Origin of the sequence: Mycobacterium sp. (assembly GCF_046095365.1) — a bacterium.
Taxonomy (GTDB): domain Bacteria; phylum Actinomycetota; class Actinomycetes; order Mycobacteriales; family Mycobacteriaceae; genus Mycobacterium.
Window position 1 is genome coordinate 1 of record NZ_JBJTJF010000032.1, and the last position, 15,230, is coordinate 15,230.

General features: G+C 70.5%; 12 protein-coding genes. 7 read left to right on the top strand and 5 right to left on the bottom strand.

Annotated features, from left to right (window positions below):
• On the top strand, positions 1-419 hold a 419-nt coding region (locus ACKOQ4_RS02410; RefSeq protein ID WP_526288468.1), incomplete at its 5' end, for a tetratricopeptide repeat protein.
• On the opposite strand, the gene glgB is transcribed toward ACKOQ4_RS02410, so the two are convergent.
• Positions 416-2,623 (bottom strand): 1,4-alpha-glucan branching protein GlgB, encoded by a 2,208-nt coding sequence (gene glgB, locus ACKOQ4_RS02415; RefSeq protein ID WP_526288470.1) that lies wholly within the window; start codon positions 2,621-2,623, stop codon positions 416-418. The two genes, ACKOQ4_RS02410 and glgB, sit on opposite strands and share 4 nt — an antisense overlap.
• A 2-nt stretch (positions 2,624-2,625) precedes the next feature.
• Positions 2,626-4,695 carry a maltotransferase domain-containing protein gene (locus tag ACKOQ4_RS02420; RefSeq protein WP_526288472.1) on the bottom strand — a complete coding sequence of 690 codons (2,070 nt, stop codon included), beginning with the start codon at positions 4,693-4,695 and terminating at the stop codon, positions 2,626-2,628.
• Positions 4,696-4,815: 120 nt separating this feature from the next.
• Between ACKOQ4_RS02420 and glgP the strand changes: the two genes are divergently transcribed.
• Together glgP and ACKOQ4_RS02430 are read left to right on the top strand one after the other, a co-directional pair.
• The gene (glgP, locus tag ACKOQ4_RS02425; protein ID WP_526288474.1) at positions 4,816-7,452 is read left to right on the top strand and encodes an alpha-glucan family phosphorylase; all 2,637 of its coding nucleotides are present in this window, start codon (positions 4,816-4,818) and stop codon (positions 7,450-7,452) included.
• Between the two features lie 58 nt (positions 7,453-7,510).
• Complete coding sequence (locus ACKOQ4_RS02430; protein WP_526288486.1) at positions 7,511-8,224, top strand: MspA family porin; 714 nt, start codon at positions 7,511-7,513, stop codon at positions 8,222-8,224.
• 5 nt (positions 8,225-8,229) lie between these two features.
• Here the strand turns inward: ACKOQ4_RS02430 and ACKOQ4_RS02435 are convergent, their stop codons facing one another.
• Positions 8,230-9,663 (bottom strand): neutral zinc metallopeptidase, encoded by a 1,434-nt coding sequence (locus ACKOQ4_RS02435; protein WP_526288488.1) that lies wholly within the window; start codon positions 9,661-9,663, stop codon positions 8,230-8,232.
• Positions 9,664-9,783: 120 nt separating this feature from the next.
• On the opposite strand from ACKOQ4_RS02435, the gene ACKOQ4_RS02440 reads away from it, so the two are divergent.
• Positions 9,784-10,344 (top strand): cupin domain-containing protein, encoded by a 561-nt coding sequence (locus tag ACKOQ4_RS02440; protein WP_526288476.1) that lies wholly within the window; start codon positions 9,784-9,786, stop codon positions 10,342-10,344.
• A gap of 20 nt (positions 10,345-10,364) precedes the next feature.
• On the top strand, positions 10,365-11,054 hold the full coding sequence (locus ACKOQ4_RS02445) for a cupin domain-containing protein (RefSeq protein ID WP_526288478.1): 690 nt from the start codon (positions 10,365-10,367) through the stop codon (positions 11,052-11,054).
• Here the strand turns inward: ACKOQ4_RS02445 and ACKOQ4_RS02450 are convergent.
• Both ACKOQ4_RS02450 and ACKOQ4_RS02455 read right to left on the bottom strand, forming a co-directional pair.
• The gene (locus ACKOQ4_RS02450; RefSeq protein WP_526288480.1) at positions 11,035-13,056 is read right to left on the bottom strand and encodes an ATP-dependent DNA helicase; all 2,022 of its coding nucleotides are present in this window, start codon (positions 13,054-13,056) and stop codon (positions 11,035-11,037) included. The two genes, ACKOQ4_RS02445 and ACKOQ4_RS02450, sit on opposite strands and share 20 nt — an antisense overlap.
• Positions 13,053-14,330, bottom strand: a complete 1,278-nt coding sequence (locus tag ACKOQ4_RS02455; protein WP_526288490.1) for a nicotinate phosphoribosyltransferase — start codon at positions 14,328-14,330, stop codon at positions 13,053-13,055. The genes ACKOQ4_RS02450 and ACKOQ4_RS02455 overlap by 4 nt, the downstream gene beginning before the upstream one ends.
• Positions 14,331-14,435: 105 nt before the next feature.
• Here ACKOQ4_RS02455 and clpS point away from each other — a divergent pair, with 105 nt between their 5' ends.
• Both clpS and ACKOQ4_RS02465 read left to right on the top strand, forming a co-directional pair.
• Positions 14,436-14,741 (top strand): ATP-dependent Clp protease adapter ClpS, encoded by a 306-nt coding sequence (clpS, locus tag ACKOQ4_RS02460; RefSeq protein ID WP_526288483.1) that lies wholly within the window; start codon positions 14,436-14,438, stop codon positions 14,739-14,741.
• Positions 14,742-14,761: 20 nt separating this feature from the next.
• A partial coding sequence (locus tag ACKOQ4_RS02465) for a DUF2017 family protein (protein ID WP_526288484.1) occupies positions 14,762-15,230 on the top strand: 469 nt, incomplete at its 3' end.

Consider the following 15,230-nt stretch of genomic DNA (forward strand, 5'->3'; position numbering starts at 1 on the left):
AGCCCGTCGCCGACCCGGCGCTCACCGCGGCCCGCGACAAGCTCGACGCGGGCGACTTCGCGGGTGCGGCCGAGGCCTACCGGGCGATCCTCGACGGTGATCCCCACCACGCCGAGGCCAAGGGCGCACTGCAGCAGATCGCCTTCCTCCAGCGCGCCTCGGCCCACGGGCCCGGCGCCGTCGCGGCCGCCGACGCCGCACCCGACGACGTCGAGGCGGCGTTCGCGGCCGCCGGCGTCGAAGTGCTCGGCCAGGACCCGGCGGCCGCCTTCGGCCGGGTGACCGCGTTGGTCCCAAGGACCGCCGGCGACGAGCGGACCCGGGCGCGCACCCGGCTCATCGAGTTGTTCGAGTTGTTCGACCCGGCCGACCCGGTGGTCATCGCCGGCCGGCGCAACCTGGCCAACGCGCTGTACTAAGCCTCGGTGCCCGGGTCGGGTTCGAGCCAGATGGCCGAGGTCGGCGGCAGCACCAGTTCGGCCGACGCCGGCCGCCCGTGCCAGGGTTCGCCGACGGCCCGCACCGAACCCATGTTCCCGATGCCCGAGCCGTTGTAGACGGTGGCGTCGCTGTTGAGCACCTCACGCCAGGTGCCGGCCACCGGCAGCCCGAGCCGGTAGCGGGTGTGCTCGCTGCCGGCGAAGTTGAACACGCAGGCCAGCACCGAGCCGTCGGCGCCGTGGCGCAGGAAGCTGAGCACATTGCTCGCCGAGTCGTTGGCGTCGATCCAGTGGTAGCCCTGCGGGCTGGAGTCCAGGCTCCACAGCGCCGGACGGCTGCGGTAGACCGCGTTGACATCGGCCATGAAACGCTGGACGCCCGAGGAGAACCCGTGCTCGCCGAGTTGATACCAGTCCAGGCCGCGCTCCTCGGACCACTCGGCGCGCTGACCGAACTCCTGCCCCATGAACAGCAACTTCTTGCCGGGATGTGCCCACTGGTAGGCCAGCAGGGCGCGCAGGGTGGCGGCCTTGACGTGGTCGTTGCCCGGTATCCGGCTCCACAGCGTGCCCTTGCCGTGCACCACCTCGTCGTGACTGATCGGCAGTACGAAGTTCTCGGTGTAGGCGTAGAGCATCGAGAACGTCATCTCGTGATGGTGGTAGCTGCGGTAGACCGGGTCACGGCCGACGTAGTCCAGGGTGTCGTGCATCCACCCCATGTTCCACTTCATCGAGAAGCCGAGGCCGCCAAGGTTGGTCGCGCGCGTGACACCTGGCCAGGACGTCGACTCCTCGGCGATCGTGACGATGCCGGGTGCGATCTTGTGCACGGTGGCGTTCATCTCCTGCAGGAACTGCACCGCCTCCAGGTTCTCCCGGCCGCCGAAGGCGTTGGGTGTCCATCCCCCGGCGGGACGCGAGTAGTCCAGGTAGAGCATCGAGGCCACTGCGTCCACGCGCAGGCCGTCGATGTGGAACTCCTGAAGCCAGTACAGCGCGTTGGCTACCAGGAAGTTGCGCACCTCTGCCCGACCGAAATCGAAAACGTAGGTGCCCCAGTCGAGTTGCTCGCCGCGGCGTGGGTCGGAGTGCTCGTAGAGCGGTGTGCCGTCGAAGCGGCCCAGCGCCCAGGCGTCCTTGGGGAAGTGCGCCGGCACCCAGTCCATGATGACGCCGATCCCGGCCCGGTGCAGAGTGTCGACCAGAAGGCGGAAGTCGTCGGGGGTGCCGAACCGGGACGTCGGAGCGTAGTAGGACGTCACCTGGTAACCCCACGATCCGCCGAACGGGTGCTCGGCGACGGGTAACAACTCGACGTGGGTGAAGTCCTGGCTCACAACGTATTCGGTGAGTTGCTCGGCCAGTTCGCGGTAGCTCAGGCCGGGTCGCCACGATCCGAGGTGGACTTCGTAGGTGCTCATCGGGCCCAGGACCGGATTGGAACCGGCCCGGCGGGCCATCCACTCGTCGTCGTCCCAGGTGTAGTGCGAGACGAACACCCGCGACGCGGTCTGCGGCGGGACCTCGGTGGCGAAGGCAAGCGGGTCGGCGCGGTCGGTCACCGAGCCGTCGGCGCCGTGCACCCGGAACTTGTAGAGCCCGTCGTGCGCGAAGCCCGGCCGGAACAGCTCCCAGACACCGGTCGAGCCCAGCACCCTCATCGGGGCGTCGTTGCCGTCCCAGCCGTTGAACTCCCCGATCAGCCCGACACCCTTGGCATTCGGTGCCCAGACAGCGAAGGACACCCCGTCGACCTCCCCGTCGGGTGTGGTGAACGAGCGCGGGTGGGCGCCGAGGATCTCCCACAGCCGTTCGTGGCGGCCCTCGGCGAACAGGTGCAGGTCGACCTCGCCCAGGGTGGGCAGGAACCGGTAGCCGTCGGCCGCGGTGTGGGACACCGGCCGCCCGTCCGGGCCCGGGTAGACCGCCTCGAGCCGGTAGTCGGCCAGGTCGGTGAACGGCAGGGTCACCGCGAACAGGCCCGCGTCGATGTGAGTCATCGGGAATCGTCGCCCGCCGACGAGCGCCACCACCGACGTGGCATGCGGCCGGAGCGCCCGGACGACGGTGTGGTCGTCGTATTCGTGCGCGCCGAGGATGGAGTGCGGGTCGTGGTGCACGCCGGCCACCAGCCGGGCCAGCTCGCCCCGGCCGGGAGCCAGGTAGGGGCTGTCGGCCATGCTCACTCCCGCCTGAGCATGTTGACCCGCTGCCCGGGTCCGACGGGCGGTAGATGCAGGATGTGCGCGACCGAACGGACCGGATCCAGGCGGACGTAATTGGTCTGGCCCCAGTGGTATTCGTCCCCGGTGATCTCGTCGCGCACGGCGAACCTGTCGTAGTGGTGCATCGCCAGCGCCCCCATGTCGAGGTGGACGAAACCCTCCTCGGGGCCGAACGGGTTGAGCGAGACGATGACCAGAACCAGGTCTCCGGACAGCGGGTCGAACTTGCTGTAGGCCAGCAGTGCGTCGTTGTCTATCGAGTGGAACCAGATGGTTCGCATCTGGCACAGCGCCGGGTGGTGGTGGCGGATTTCGTTGAGCCGGGTCAGAAACGGCGCCAGCGAGCGGCCCTGCGCCAGCGCGGCGGCGAAGTCGCGGGGACGCAACTGGTACTTCTCCGAGTCGAGGTACTCCTCACTGCCCGGCCGAAGCGGTTCGTTCTCGAACAACTCGTAGCCTGAGTAGACCCCCCACGACGGGCCCATCGTGGCGGCCAGCACCGCGCGGATGGCGAACATGCCCGGCCCGCCCTGCTGCAGGCTGTCGTGCAGGATGTCGGGGGTGTTGACGAACAGGTTCGGTGTGGCGTAGTCGGCGTGCTCGGCGATCTGGCGGCCGAACTCGATGAGTTCCCACTTGGCGGTGCGCCAGGTGAAGTACGAGTAGGACTGGGTGAAGCCGAGTTTGGCCAGCCCGTAGAGCCGCGCGGGGCGGGTGAACGCCTCGGAGAGGAACAGCACGTCCGGATCGGTGCTCTTGACCTCCCCGATCAGCCAGGCCCAGAAGTCCGGCGGCTTGGTGTGGGGGTTGTCCACCCGGAAGATCCTGATGCCGTGGGCCATCCAGTGCCGCACCACCCGCAGCACCTCTCCGTAGAGACCGTCGGTGTCGTTGTCGAAGTTCAGCGGGTAGATGTCCTGGTATTTCTTCGGCGGGTTCTCCGCGTAGGCGATCGTCCCGTCCGGCAGTTCGGTGAACCAGTGCCGGTGCGCGCGTGCCCACGGGTGGTCCGGTGCGCACTGCAGTGCGAGGTCGAGGGCTACCTCCAGACCGTTGTCGGCCGCGGCCGCGACGAAAGCGTCGAAGTCCTCGATAGTGCCCAGGGCGGGGTGCACCGCATCGTGCCCGCCCTCGTCGCTGCCGATCGCCCACGGCGAGCCGACGTCCCCGGGTTCGGCGGTCACCGCGTTGTTGCGGCCCTTGCGGTGCACCCGGCCGATCGGGTGGATCGGCGGCAGGTACACCACGTCGAAGCCCATGCCGGCGATCCGGGGCAGGTCGGTGGCGGCGGTCGCGAACGTGCCGTGCACCGGGTCGCCGTGGCTGTCCCAGCCGCCGGTGGAGCGCGGGAACATCTCGTACCAGGCGCCGCAGCGGGCCAGCGGCCGGTCCACCCACACCCCGTACTGCTGGCCGCGGGTCAGCAGGTCGCGCAGCGGGTGCAGATCGAGCACCTCGGTCACCTCGTGCGACAGCGCCGCCGCCGCGCGGGTCAGCGGGTCGCCCGGCCGGCGCAGTGATTCGGCGGCGTCCAGCAGCGGGGTGCGGTCCGCGCGCGGCACCCCGGCGGCGGCGCGCTCCAGCAGTGCGGCGCCCACCAGCAGATCGTTGTGCAGATCCTCCTCGCCCTGGCCGGCGTCGAGTTTCGCCGTCACCGCCTGGCGCCAGCCGGCGATCGGGTCGCCCCAGCCGTCGACCCGGAACACCCACAGTCCGGCCCGGTCCGGGCAGAACTGGCCGTGGAACAGATCCGGGGTCCGGCCCAGCGTCATCCGGTGCTGGGCCGGCTTGACCCGCGGGCTCTCCTCGAGGTCGGCGGTCGGTCGGGACCGGCCCGGGGCGCTCCGGCCGGACCGGGGGTAGGCCGGTCCCAGGTAGCGCACCACAAGGGTGGCCGACACCGCCTCGTGGCCTTCCCGCCAGACCGTCGCGCAGACCGGCACGAGTTCGCCGACAACCGCTTTGGCCGGGTACGTGCCACCGGACACCACGGGTGCGACGTCGTCGACCTGGATCCGACCGGGCACCCGGATACCTCGAATCTCTCGTCGCTGCTCGTCGTTTCACACCGTAACCACCGCGGACGGCGGCCGCGCGGGAACCACCGCGGACGGCGGCCGCGCGGGAATCTCAGTAAGGTCATGGCGGTGAAGGCTCTCCGCAGGTTCACCGTTCGCGCCCACCTCCCGGACCGGATCGCCGCGCTGGGCCGCCTGTCGACGAATCTGCGGTGGTCCTGGGACACCGCCACCCAGGATCTGTTCGCCTCCATCGACCCCGAGCAGTGGGCCCGTACCGGCCGCGACCCGGTGGCCCTGCTCGGCGAGGTCAGCCCTGCCAGGCTCGACGAACTGGCCGGCGACCACGGTTTCCTGGAACGCCTCGACCACCTCTCGGCCGATCTGGAGGACTACCTCTCCAGGCCGATGTGGTACCAGGAACTCAAGGCCCGCGGCGACGTCGTGCTGCCCGACGGGATCGGCTACTTCTCGATGGAGTTCGGGGTGGCCGAGGTGCTGCCGATCTACTCCGGCGGCCTGGGCATCCTGGCCGGCGACCATCTCAAGGCCGCCTCCGATCTGGGCCTGCCGCTGATCGGGGTGGGCCTGAACTACCGCTCCGGCTACTTCCGGCAGTCGCTGAGCGCCGACGGCTGGCAGCACGAGAACTATCCCGCGCTCGACCCGCAGGGCCTGCCGCTTCGGCTGCTCGCCCACCCGGGCGGAGAACCGGTGCTCATCGAACTCCCGATGCCCGAGACCCGGGTGCTGCGGGCCCGGGTGTGGGTGGCCCAGGTGGGCCGAATCCCGTTGCTGCTGTTGGACTCCGACATCCCGGAGAACGACCACGACATGCGCAACGTCACCGACCGGCTGTACGGGGGAGACCAGGAGCACCGCATCAAGCAGGAGCTGCTGGCCGGTATCGGCGGCGTGCGGGCCATTCGCGCGTTCACCGCCATCGAGGGCGTCCCCGCGCCGGACGTCTTCCACATGAACGAGGGCCATGCCGGATTCCTGGGCCTGGAACGCATCCGGGAGTTCATGACCCACGACCATCTCGACTTCGACACCGCGCTGGCGATCGTGCGTTCCAGCACGCTGTTCACCACCCACACCCCGGTGCCGGCCGGCATCGACCGGTTCCCGGTGGAACTGGTGGAGCACTACTTCTCCGCCGACGCCCACGGCGGCCTGCTGCCGGGAGTACCGGCCGGCCGGGTGCTGGGCTTCGGCGCCGAACCCGATCCGGAGAAGTTCAACATGGCCCACATGGGGTTGCGGCTGGCGCAGCGGTCCAACGGGGTGTCCCAGTTGCACGGCCGGGTGAGCCGGTCGATGTTCAACGATCTGTGGCCGGGTTTCGACGCCACCGAGGTGCCGATCGGGTCGATCACCAACGGCGTGCACGGCCGGACCTGGGCCGCCCCGGAGTGGGTGCAACTCGGCCAGGAGCTCACCGGTTCGGTCGAGGCGCTGCGCGAGCCGTCCATGTGGCAGCGGCTGCAGCAGGTCGACACCGGGCACATCTGGTGGATCCGCTGCCAGCTGCGCGCCAAGCTGGTCGATGACGTGCGCCGGCGGCTGCGCAAGTCCTGGCTGGAGCGGGGTGCCATCGAGGCCGAACTCGGTTGGATCGCTTCGGCTTTCGACCCCGGTGTGCTGACCGTCGGGTTCGCCCGCCGGGTGCCGACCTACAAGCGGCTGACGTTGATGCTGCGCGACCCCGAGCGGCTCGAGGCACTGCTGCTCGACGAGCGCCGGCCCGTCCAGCTGATCGTGGCCGGCAAGTCCCATCCCGCCGACGACGCCGGCAAGGCGCTGATCCAGCAGATCGTCCGCTTCGCCGACCGCGAGGAGGTCCGGCACCGCATCGCCTTCCTTCCCGACTACGACATGTCGATGGCGCGGCTGCTGTACTGGGGTTGCGACGTGTGGCTGAACAACCCGCTGCGGCCGCTGGAGGCCTGCGGCACCTCCGGCATGAAGAGTGCGCTCAACGGCGGGCTGAACCTGTCGATCCGGGACGGCTGGTGGGACGAGTGGTTCGACGGCGAGAACGGCTGGGAGATCCCCAGCGCCGAGGTCCTCAGCGAGGAGCGCCGCGACGACCTGGAGGCCGCCGCGCTCTATGACCTGCTCGGCTCCTCGGTGGCGCCGAAGTTCTACGACCGCGACGACAACGGCGTGCCCGGCCGCTGGGTGGAGATGGTCCGGCACACCCTGCAGACGCTGGGGCCCAAGGTGCTGGCCTCCCGGATGGTGCGCGACTACACCGAGCAGTACTACGCCCCGGCCGCGGCGGCGCTGCGCCGCACCGTCGAGCCGATCGAAGGCCTGCCCTTCGGGCCGGCCCGCGAGGTGGCCGCCTACCGGCAGCGGGTCAACGAGGCCTGGCCGCACGTGCTGATCACCGACGTCGACAGCACCGGTCTGCCCGACACCCCGCTGCTGGGCTCGAAGCTGACGCTGACCGCCAGCGTCGCGCTGGCCGGCCTGCGGGCCGACGAAGTCGTGGTGCAGGGGGTGCTGGGCCGGGTCGATCCGGCCGGCACCCTGCGGCAGCCCGAGTACTTCGACTTGGCGCACAGCGGTTCCGGGGAGGGTGGCATCGAGATGTTCACCACCACCACCCCGCTGCCGATGGCGGGATCGATGGGCTACACGGTGCGGGTGCTGCCCGCGCACCCGCTGATGGCCGAGCCCGCCGAGTTCGGAGTGGTCAGGCTGGCCGGCTCCGGTGAGCCGGGGGACGCCGACGCCACTGTCGAGGCGCACCTGTAGGTTGCCCACGGGAGGTGATCCGGTGATCAGGTCAACCCGCGGTGCGGCGGCGATCGCGATGCTCGCGGCCCTGGCGTCGGCCGCCCCGGCGGCCGCCGAACCCGATCCGCCGGCCCCCGACGTCGCGGCACCCGCACCGGCTGCGCCGGCCCCGGCCATCCAGCCCGCCGCCGCCGAGGTCCCCGTCGACGACGGCCGGGTGGTCTCCGCGGCGCCCGAGACCACCACGTCGCCGGACGGCTGGACCCTGACCATCTCGGCCAAGGACGAGACCCAGCGTCCCGTCGCGCCGCTGACCACCGCGATCTCCACCCGCGAGTACGCCGTCGGCGGGGTGTTCAACGGGTCACTGAAGGGTGGCGACGGCGAGGACCCCAAAGGGGTGTTCGAGGTCGGCTACCAGATCGGCTGCGGTATCGACATGAGCACCTCCAACGGTGTTTCGCTCACCGGCACAGCCGGCATCAACCCGTCGATCGGGTACTTCGGGTTCGACTTCCCCGGCGTCCTTCCCGACGGGCTGGTCCCCGCGATCGGCGCGAACCTGGGCGGCGGCATCACCGTGGGACTCAAGCCCGGCATCATCAACACCGTCCCGCTCACCAAGAAGCAGTTCAACAGCTCCGAGCCCTGGGTCTCGGTCCGCAACTTCCGGATCAAGATCGACGGCTGCGTGGGCGAGTCGTTCATCCGCTCCTATGCCATCCTGGCCAAGACCAACGACGACGGCGACGCCATCCTGTCCTGGTACGGCAACACCAAGGCGGTCTGAGCCCGCTAGGGGAACCGCTTGTAACAACGTTCGGAGTCGCCGAGCACGCCGACCCGGAAGGCGTCGATGCGGGAGAACCCGGCCAGCACCGGCTCGCCGTTGACGTCCCCGGCGACCAGACCGTTGGTCAGCAGACCCGAGATCGCCTCGTCGATGTCGCCGGCGGTGAGCGCGACGGTGTTGCCGTCCGGCGTGCTGACCTGCTTGGAAAGTCTGGTGGTCGCCACCCCGGTCAGGCACGCGGTGCGCAACCCGGCTTCGGCGGTGTCCAGGCTCACCCCGCCGTGCTCGTGCTGCATCGCCATCATGAAACGCGACATCACCAGCGAGTAGGCGGTGTTGTCGCCCTGCAGCGCCGGGCCGTCGAAACCCTCGACGGGGGTTCCGACCGCCTCGAGCGCGGGCAGGTCCACGGCGATGGTGTTGGTGGCCGGACAGTAGGACACCGGCGGGCTCGGCCGGGCGTCGGTGCACGACGACGCGGTGGACGCGTCGAAGGTCAGTGCCGGGGGATTCTTCGGGGTGAACAAGATGCCCAGTGCGTCGACGACCGAGCGCACCGACTTCTCGGTGATCGGCAGCTGACCGGACTCGTCCGAGGGCAACTCCACCGGCAGGTCGCCGCGGCGCTGCTTGATCTCCTTGATGGTGATGTTGGCGCAGGCGCCCGCTCCGTCGGTGAAGCCGAACTGGAAGGCCGATATCCGTTCGAACGCCGAGCCGTGCTCGTCGCCGGAGCTGTAGCCACCGTTGTCTCGCAGCAGCGGGTCGCGGAACGAGATCATGGCGGCCAGCAGGTTGTTCAGTCCGTCGCCGGTGCTCAGCGTGAAGCGGGGCGACTTTCCCTCGGCCACCCAGCGCATGTAGACCCCGCCGAGGCAGTCGGCCTGCTGCTCGGCGACCAGCGTCGGCACGCCCCTGGGGTTGATGGTGGCCATCTTCTGGATGGCATGCCCGTACTCGTGGGCGAGCACCATCGTGATCGCCATGTCGCCGTAGGCTTTCCGCAGCGACGGCATCAGCACGGTGCGATCCCAGCCGATGGTTCTGTCGCGTTCGCAGAAGCCGGCGTTGACCAGACCCTGGGTGGACTCGTCGCAGAAGGTGCCGTCGTAGGCCGCCGAGTCCCAGGAGAACAACTCTGCGACCGGTGTCAGTTCGCCGTCGAAGGTGTCCGGGTAGGCGAACTTCCAGAACTCCTCGAGGTCGCTGACGGACTGGCCGGCGAGTTCGTCGACCTTGCCGCCGTCGCTGTCGGTCACCTCGCGGGACGCCGGCTTGGCGCCCGGCCGAAGCCCGGTCGGGCCGTCGACGGCCTCCAGCCCGCCCACTTTGAACGGGTCGGAGAACACCGACACCGGCGTGCCCGAAATCGTTCCGGCGCAGCCGCCCAGCAGTACCGCGGCGCTCACCGCGGCCAGCAGCCGGGACGGGGACAGGCTCACGCCGACCAGAATAGTGCGCCGTCCGAGACGGCAGGAGATGGCGGGAAGTACGCCGAACGGCGCGCGGCGTGGTTGGGTGAGACGATCCGCGACGCCCGCGCAGGAAGGACGCCGATGACCGACGATGCGGCACGGTTCGGGGATCCCCGGATTCCGGCTGAGACGATCACCTCTCACTCGCACCTGTTTCGGCTCGGCGCGCTGGCGCCGATCAACTATGACGGGGGCTCCCTGCAGCAGGCCCACGAGGACAACTTCCCGATTCTCAAGGGCCAGGAGGCGAGCATCCAGCTGATCACGTTGCAGCCCGGGGGAATCCGGGAACCGCACTGGCACCCGAGCGCGTGGGAGATCAACCTGGTCATCGGCGGCGTCGCGAGCTGGGTTCTCATCGACGGCAACGGCAACAACGAGAGTTTCGAGGCGCACGCCGACGACGTCGTCTTCGCTCCCCAGGGTTCCTTCCACTACTTCGAGAACCGCGGCGGCGAGGACCTCACTGTGCTGATCATCCAGAACACCAGTGCGCCCGAGGACAAGGACAACATCGGCATCGGCCAGTCCCTGAGCAGGATTCCCCCGCGGGTGCTCGCGGCGATCTTCGGGGTCGGAGCCGAGACCTTCGAATCGTTGCAGAAGATCGATGACGCCGTCGTCATCCTGCGGTCACGCTGAGCGAGAGGACGGGTCCGGACATGTCGATCAATCGCCGCAAAGTGCTCGGCGGGGCGGGTGTCGTGGGAGCCGCGGCCGCCGCCGGGGCAGGCGTCGACCGCCTCCTGGCCGGTAACCCCTCGACCTACCGCACCGGTTCGGAGGGTTCGGTTCCCGATGACGCGGTGCGTTTCGGCGATCCGCGCATTCCCGCCGAGACGATCGCCGCGCAGTCCCACCTGTTCCGCCTCGGAGCTCAGACGCCGGTCACCCACGACGGGGGGTCGTTCCGGCAGGCCTCCGGAGACAACTTCCCGATCCTCAGAGGCCAGGAGGCCAGCATCGTGCTGCTCACGTTGCAGCCCGGGGGGATCCGCGAGCCGCACTGGCATCCCAGCGCCTGGGAGCTCAACATCGTCACCAGCGGGGTCGCCGCCTGGGTGATCATCGACGGCAACGGCAACCACGAGAGCTTCGACCAGCATGCCGGCGACGTGGTGTTCGCGCCCCAGGGGTCCTTCCACTACTTCGAGAACCGCGGCCCGGGGGAGATGAAGATCGTGATCATCCAGAACACCAGCGCACCGGAGGACAAGGACAACATCGGCCTCGGCGAGTCGCTGAGCCGCATCCCGCCCCGGGTGTTGTCGGCGATCTTCGGCGTTCCCGCCGAGACGTTCGGCTCATTCAGGAAGATCGACGGGTCGATCGTCATTCTCCGGGCGCCGTAGGCGGCCCGTCCCGCAGCCGTGTCAGTGCCTGCCGGACCACCACCGGGTCGGAGGTGGTCCAGAACGGCGGCAGCGACGCGCGCAGGTAGCCGCCATAACCGGCTGTGGCCATCCGGGAGTCCAGCACCGCGATCACGCCGCGGTCGTCGGTGCGGCGCAGCAGGCGGCCGGCGCCCTGGGCCAGCAGCAGGGCCGCGTGGCTGGCCGCCACCGCCATGAAACCGTTGCCGCCCCGGGCGGCCACCGCCCGCTGGCGCGCGGTCAGCAGGGGGTCGTCCGGCCGGGGAAACGGGATGCGGTCGATGATGACTAGGGAGCACGACGGGCCGGGGACGTCGACGCCCTGCCACAGCGACAGGGTGCCGAACAGCGACGTCTGCGGATCGGCGGCGAACTGTTCGACCAGGGCGGCGGTGCCGTCGTCGCCCTGGCACAGCACCGGGGTGTCCAGCCGCTCGCGCATCGCCTCGGCTGCCGCCCGGGCGGCCCGCATCGATGAGAACAGCCCCAGGGTCCGCCCGTCGCAGGCCTCAACCAGCCCGGCGATCTCGTCCAGCAGCGCGGCGGATCCGGTGCCGTCGCGTCCGGGCGGGGGCAGGTGCGCGGCGACGTAGAGGATCCCGGAGCGGGCGTGGTCGAACGGCGAGCCGACGTCCAGCCCACGCCACGCGGGGCCGTCGGCGAGTCCCCAGGCTCCGGCCATCGCGTCGAAGGATCCGCCCACAGTCAGGGTTGCGGAGGTCAAAACCGTTGTGGCGCTGCCGAAAACCTGCTCGGCCAGCAGGCCCGCCACCGACAGCGGCGCCACCCGCAGCACCGATCGCGGCGCCGCCGCGGTGTACCCAGAAGCCGCCGGCCGGGTGGCGGTGCGCTGTTCCTCGTGGTCGAGCCACACCACGTCGGTGCGCTCGGGGATGGCCGGGCCGAACGAGTCCAGGATCCGGGCGGTGGTGTCGGTGATCTCGGTCAGTGCGGCGATCGCCTCCAGGCGGGCCGCGGCGGCCTGCGGGTCGGCGGGCTTGGGGTCGATGGCCGCCCGGGCGCCGGCCGCGGCGTCGCGCAGCGCGGTGAGATAGGTGGCCAACTCGGCGTCGAGGTAGTCGATGCGGCCGGGATGGGCGTCGTGGATCGCCGAGGCGAAGGTGGTGACCGAGGCTTCCAGTCGTTGCGCCAGTTCGGGTTCCACCAGCCGGGCGGTTCGGCGTACCGCGACCCCGAGTGGGCCCGCCGAGAGTTCGCCGGTGGCCACCGAGGTGACCCGGTCGGTCAGTTCGTGGGCCTCGTCGATCACCAGGAAGCTGTGCTCGGGCAGCACCGAGGCCTCGGCGATCGCGTCGATCGCGAGCAGCGCGTGGTTGGTCACCACGATGTCGGCCCCGGCGGCCTCGGCCCGGGCCTTCTCGGCGAAGCAGTCCACGCCGTAAGGGCAGCGGGTCGCCCCGAGACACTCCCGGGCCGAGACGCTGACCTGCGACCAGGACCGCTCCGGCACACCCGGGCGCAGGTCGTCCCGGTCACCGGTCTCGGTCTCGCCCGCCCAGGCGGTCAGCCGCTGGATGTCGCGTCCCAGGGAGCTGACAGCCGCCGTGCCGAACAACTCCTCCTGTGGCGCCTCGTCCTCGCCGGGGCCGCCGTGGATCTTGTTCAGGCACAGATAGTTTCGTCGGCCCTTCAGCAGGGCGAAAGTGGGCCGGCGCGGCAGCGCGTCGGCCAGGGCGTCGGCCAGCCGGGGCAGGTCGCGGTCGACCAGTTGGCGCTGCAGGGCGATGGTCGCCGTTGAGACCACCACCGTCGAGTCGTCGCTGACCGCGCGGGCGATGGCCGGCACCAGGTAGGCCAGCGACTTGCCGGTGCCGGTTCCGGCCTGCACCGCCAGGTGTTCGCCGGTGGCGAACGCCGCCGCGACGGCCTCGGCCATCTGCTGCTGGCCGGGCCGTTCAGCGCCCCCGACGGCCGCCACCGCCCTGGCCAGCAGCTCGGCCACCGGCGCTGGTTCGCTCATCGCGGTGCCAGTTGCCGGGTGGGGATGGCCGGCTCGCCCGGGGAGAGCGCCAGGCCCTCCGGCGGCAGGCTGCGCAGGCCGGCCGCGACGCGGTCGCGGGCGGCCCGCAGGTCCGGGTCGGACAGCACCTCGCCGCCGCGCACCAGCGGGACCGTCAGCACCCGGGCCGCGACGTCCGGCGGCGCCCCGGCCGGGTGCACCACCTCCTCGAGCACCGTCCCGCTCGCGTGGGCCGGCCGCATGGCGGCCTTGCGCCCGCCGTGCGACTGCTTGCCCCGGCTGCGCTTGTTCACCGGCAGGCCGTCGACCTCGACCAGCTTGAAGACCATGCCGGCGGCCGGCGCGCCGGAGCCGGTGACCACCGATGTGCCGACCCCGTAGCCGTCCACGGGCTCGTCGCGCAAGGAGGCGATGGAGTACTCGTCGAGGTCGCCGGACACCACGACCCTGGTGTTTGCCGCGCCCAGGGCGTCGAGCTGGACGCGGGCCTGCCGGGCCAGCACGCCCAGATCCCCGGAGTCGATGCGCACCGCGCCCAGGCCGGTGCCGGCGACGGCGACCGCGTTGGCCACTCCGTCGTGCACGTCGTAGGTGTCCACCAGCAGAGTGGTGGACTCGCCGAGCGCGTCGACCTGCGCCGCGAAGGCCGCCCGCTCCCAGTCGCCGGTGCCGCCGGCGGCGGTGGTGTGCACCATGGTGAACGCGTGCGCCGAGGTGCCCAGCGCCGGGATCCCGTAGCGCTGCCCGGCGGCGAGGTTGGACGTTCCGGTGAACCCCGCGATGTACGCGGCGCGCGCCGCGGCGACGGCCGCCTGCTCGTGGGTCCGCCGCGACCCCATCTCGATCAGCGTCCGGCCGCCGGCCGCGCTGACCATCCTCGCGGCCGCCGATGCCACCGCGGTGTCGTGGTTGAGGATGGACAGGGCCAGGGTCTCGAGCACGACGCACTCGCCGAAGCTGCCGGTGACCGACAGCAGCGGGGATCCGGGGAAGTACAACTCGCCCTCGGCGTAGCCGTCGATGTCCCCGCTGAACCGGTATCCGGCCAGGAAATCCACGGTCGCCGGATCCAGGAATTCTGCGACTGTGGCCAGCGCTGCGGCGTCGAAGGCGAAGTCGCGCAACGCCTCCAGGAACCGGCCCGTCCCGGCGAGCACCCCGTAGCGGCGCCCCTCGGGCAGCCGGCGCGCGAACACCTCGAAGGTGGTCCGCCGGCGGGCGGTGCCGTCCCGCAGCGCCGCTGACAGCATGGTCAATTCGTACTTGTCGGTCATCAACGCCGTGGGAACGGGCCCTGGATGCACCCCGGTCACTCGGCAACCGTATCGGCTTGCCGGAGCCGGGGCGGCTTTTGCCGGTGGCTCGCTATCCTGATCGGTATGGGCTCCCCAGCAGCACCCACCCGGCCCGGCACCACCGCAGTACGGGAGACCGAGGTCGTCGACGCAACCGATGCCCCATGGGTGACGATCGTGTGGGACGATCCGGTGAACCTGATGAACTACGTGACCTACGTCTTCCAGAAGCTTTTCGGCTATAGCGAACCGCACGCCACCAAGCTCATGATGCAGGTTCACAACGAGGGCAAGGCCGTGGTGTCGGCCGGAAGCCGGGAGGCCATGGAGGTGGACGTGACGAAACTGCACGCCGCCGGGCTGTGGGCCACCATGCAGCAGGACCGCTGAAGCGGTAGGCGGGACACTTCGTGCGCAAGTGGAGACGGGTCGACACCGTCGACGGTCCGCGCTTCGTCTCCGCCCTGGAACCCCACGAGGTGGCGTTGCTGAGGAACATGGCCACCTCGGTGCAGGAGATGCTCGACGATCGCCAGGCCGGCGCGCCGTCGGACCCGCTGGAGCAGCTCACCGGGATCCGCACCGGCAACCCGTCGCCGCCGCAGGACGGGACCATGCGCCGGTTGCTGCCGGACTTCATCCGGGACCGCCCCGACGACGCCGCCACCGGCGCGCTGCGCAGCCTGCGGGAGCCGGAGATCATCGACGCCAAAATCGCTGTGGCGCAACGACTTGTGGACACCCTGCCGACCGGAGGGGGCCCGCTGGAGTTGACCGAGGACGACGCCAACGCCTGGATCGCGGCGATCAACGACATCCGCCTGGCGCTGGGGACGATCCTGCAGATCGGGCCGGACGGCCCGGACCGGCTGCCGTCCG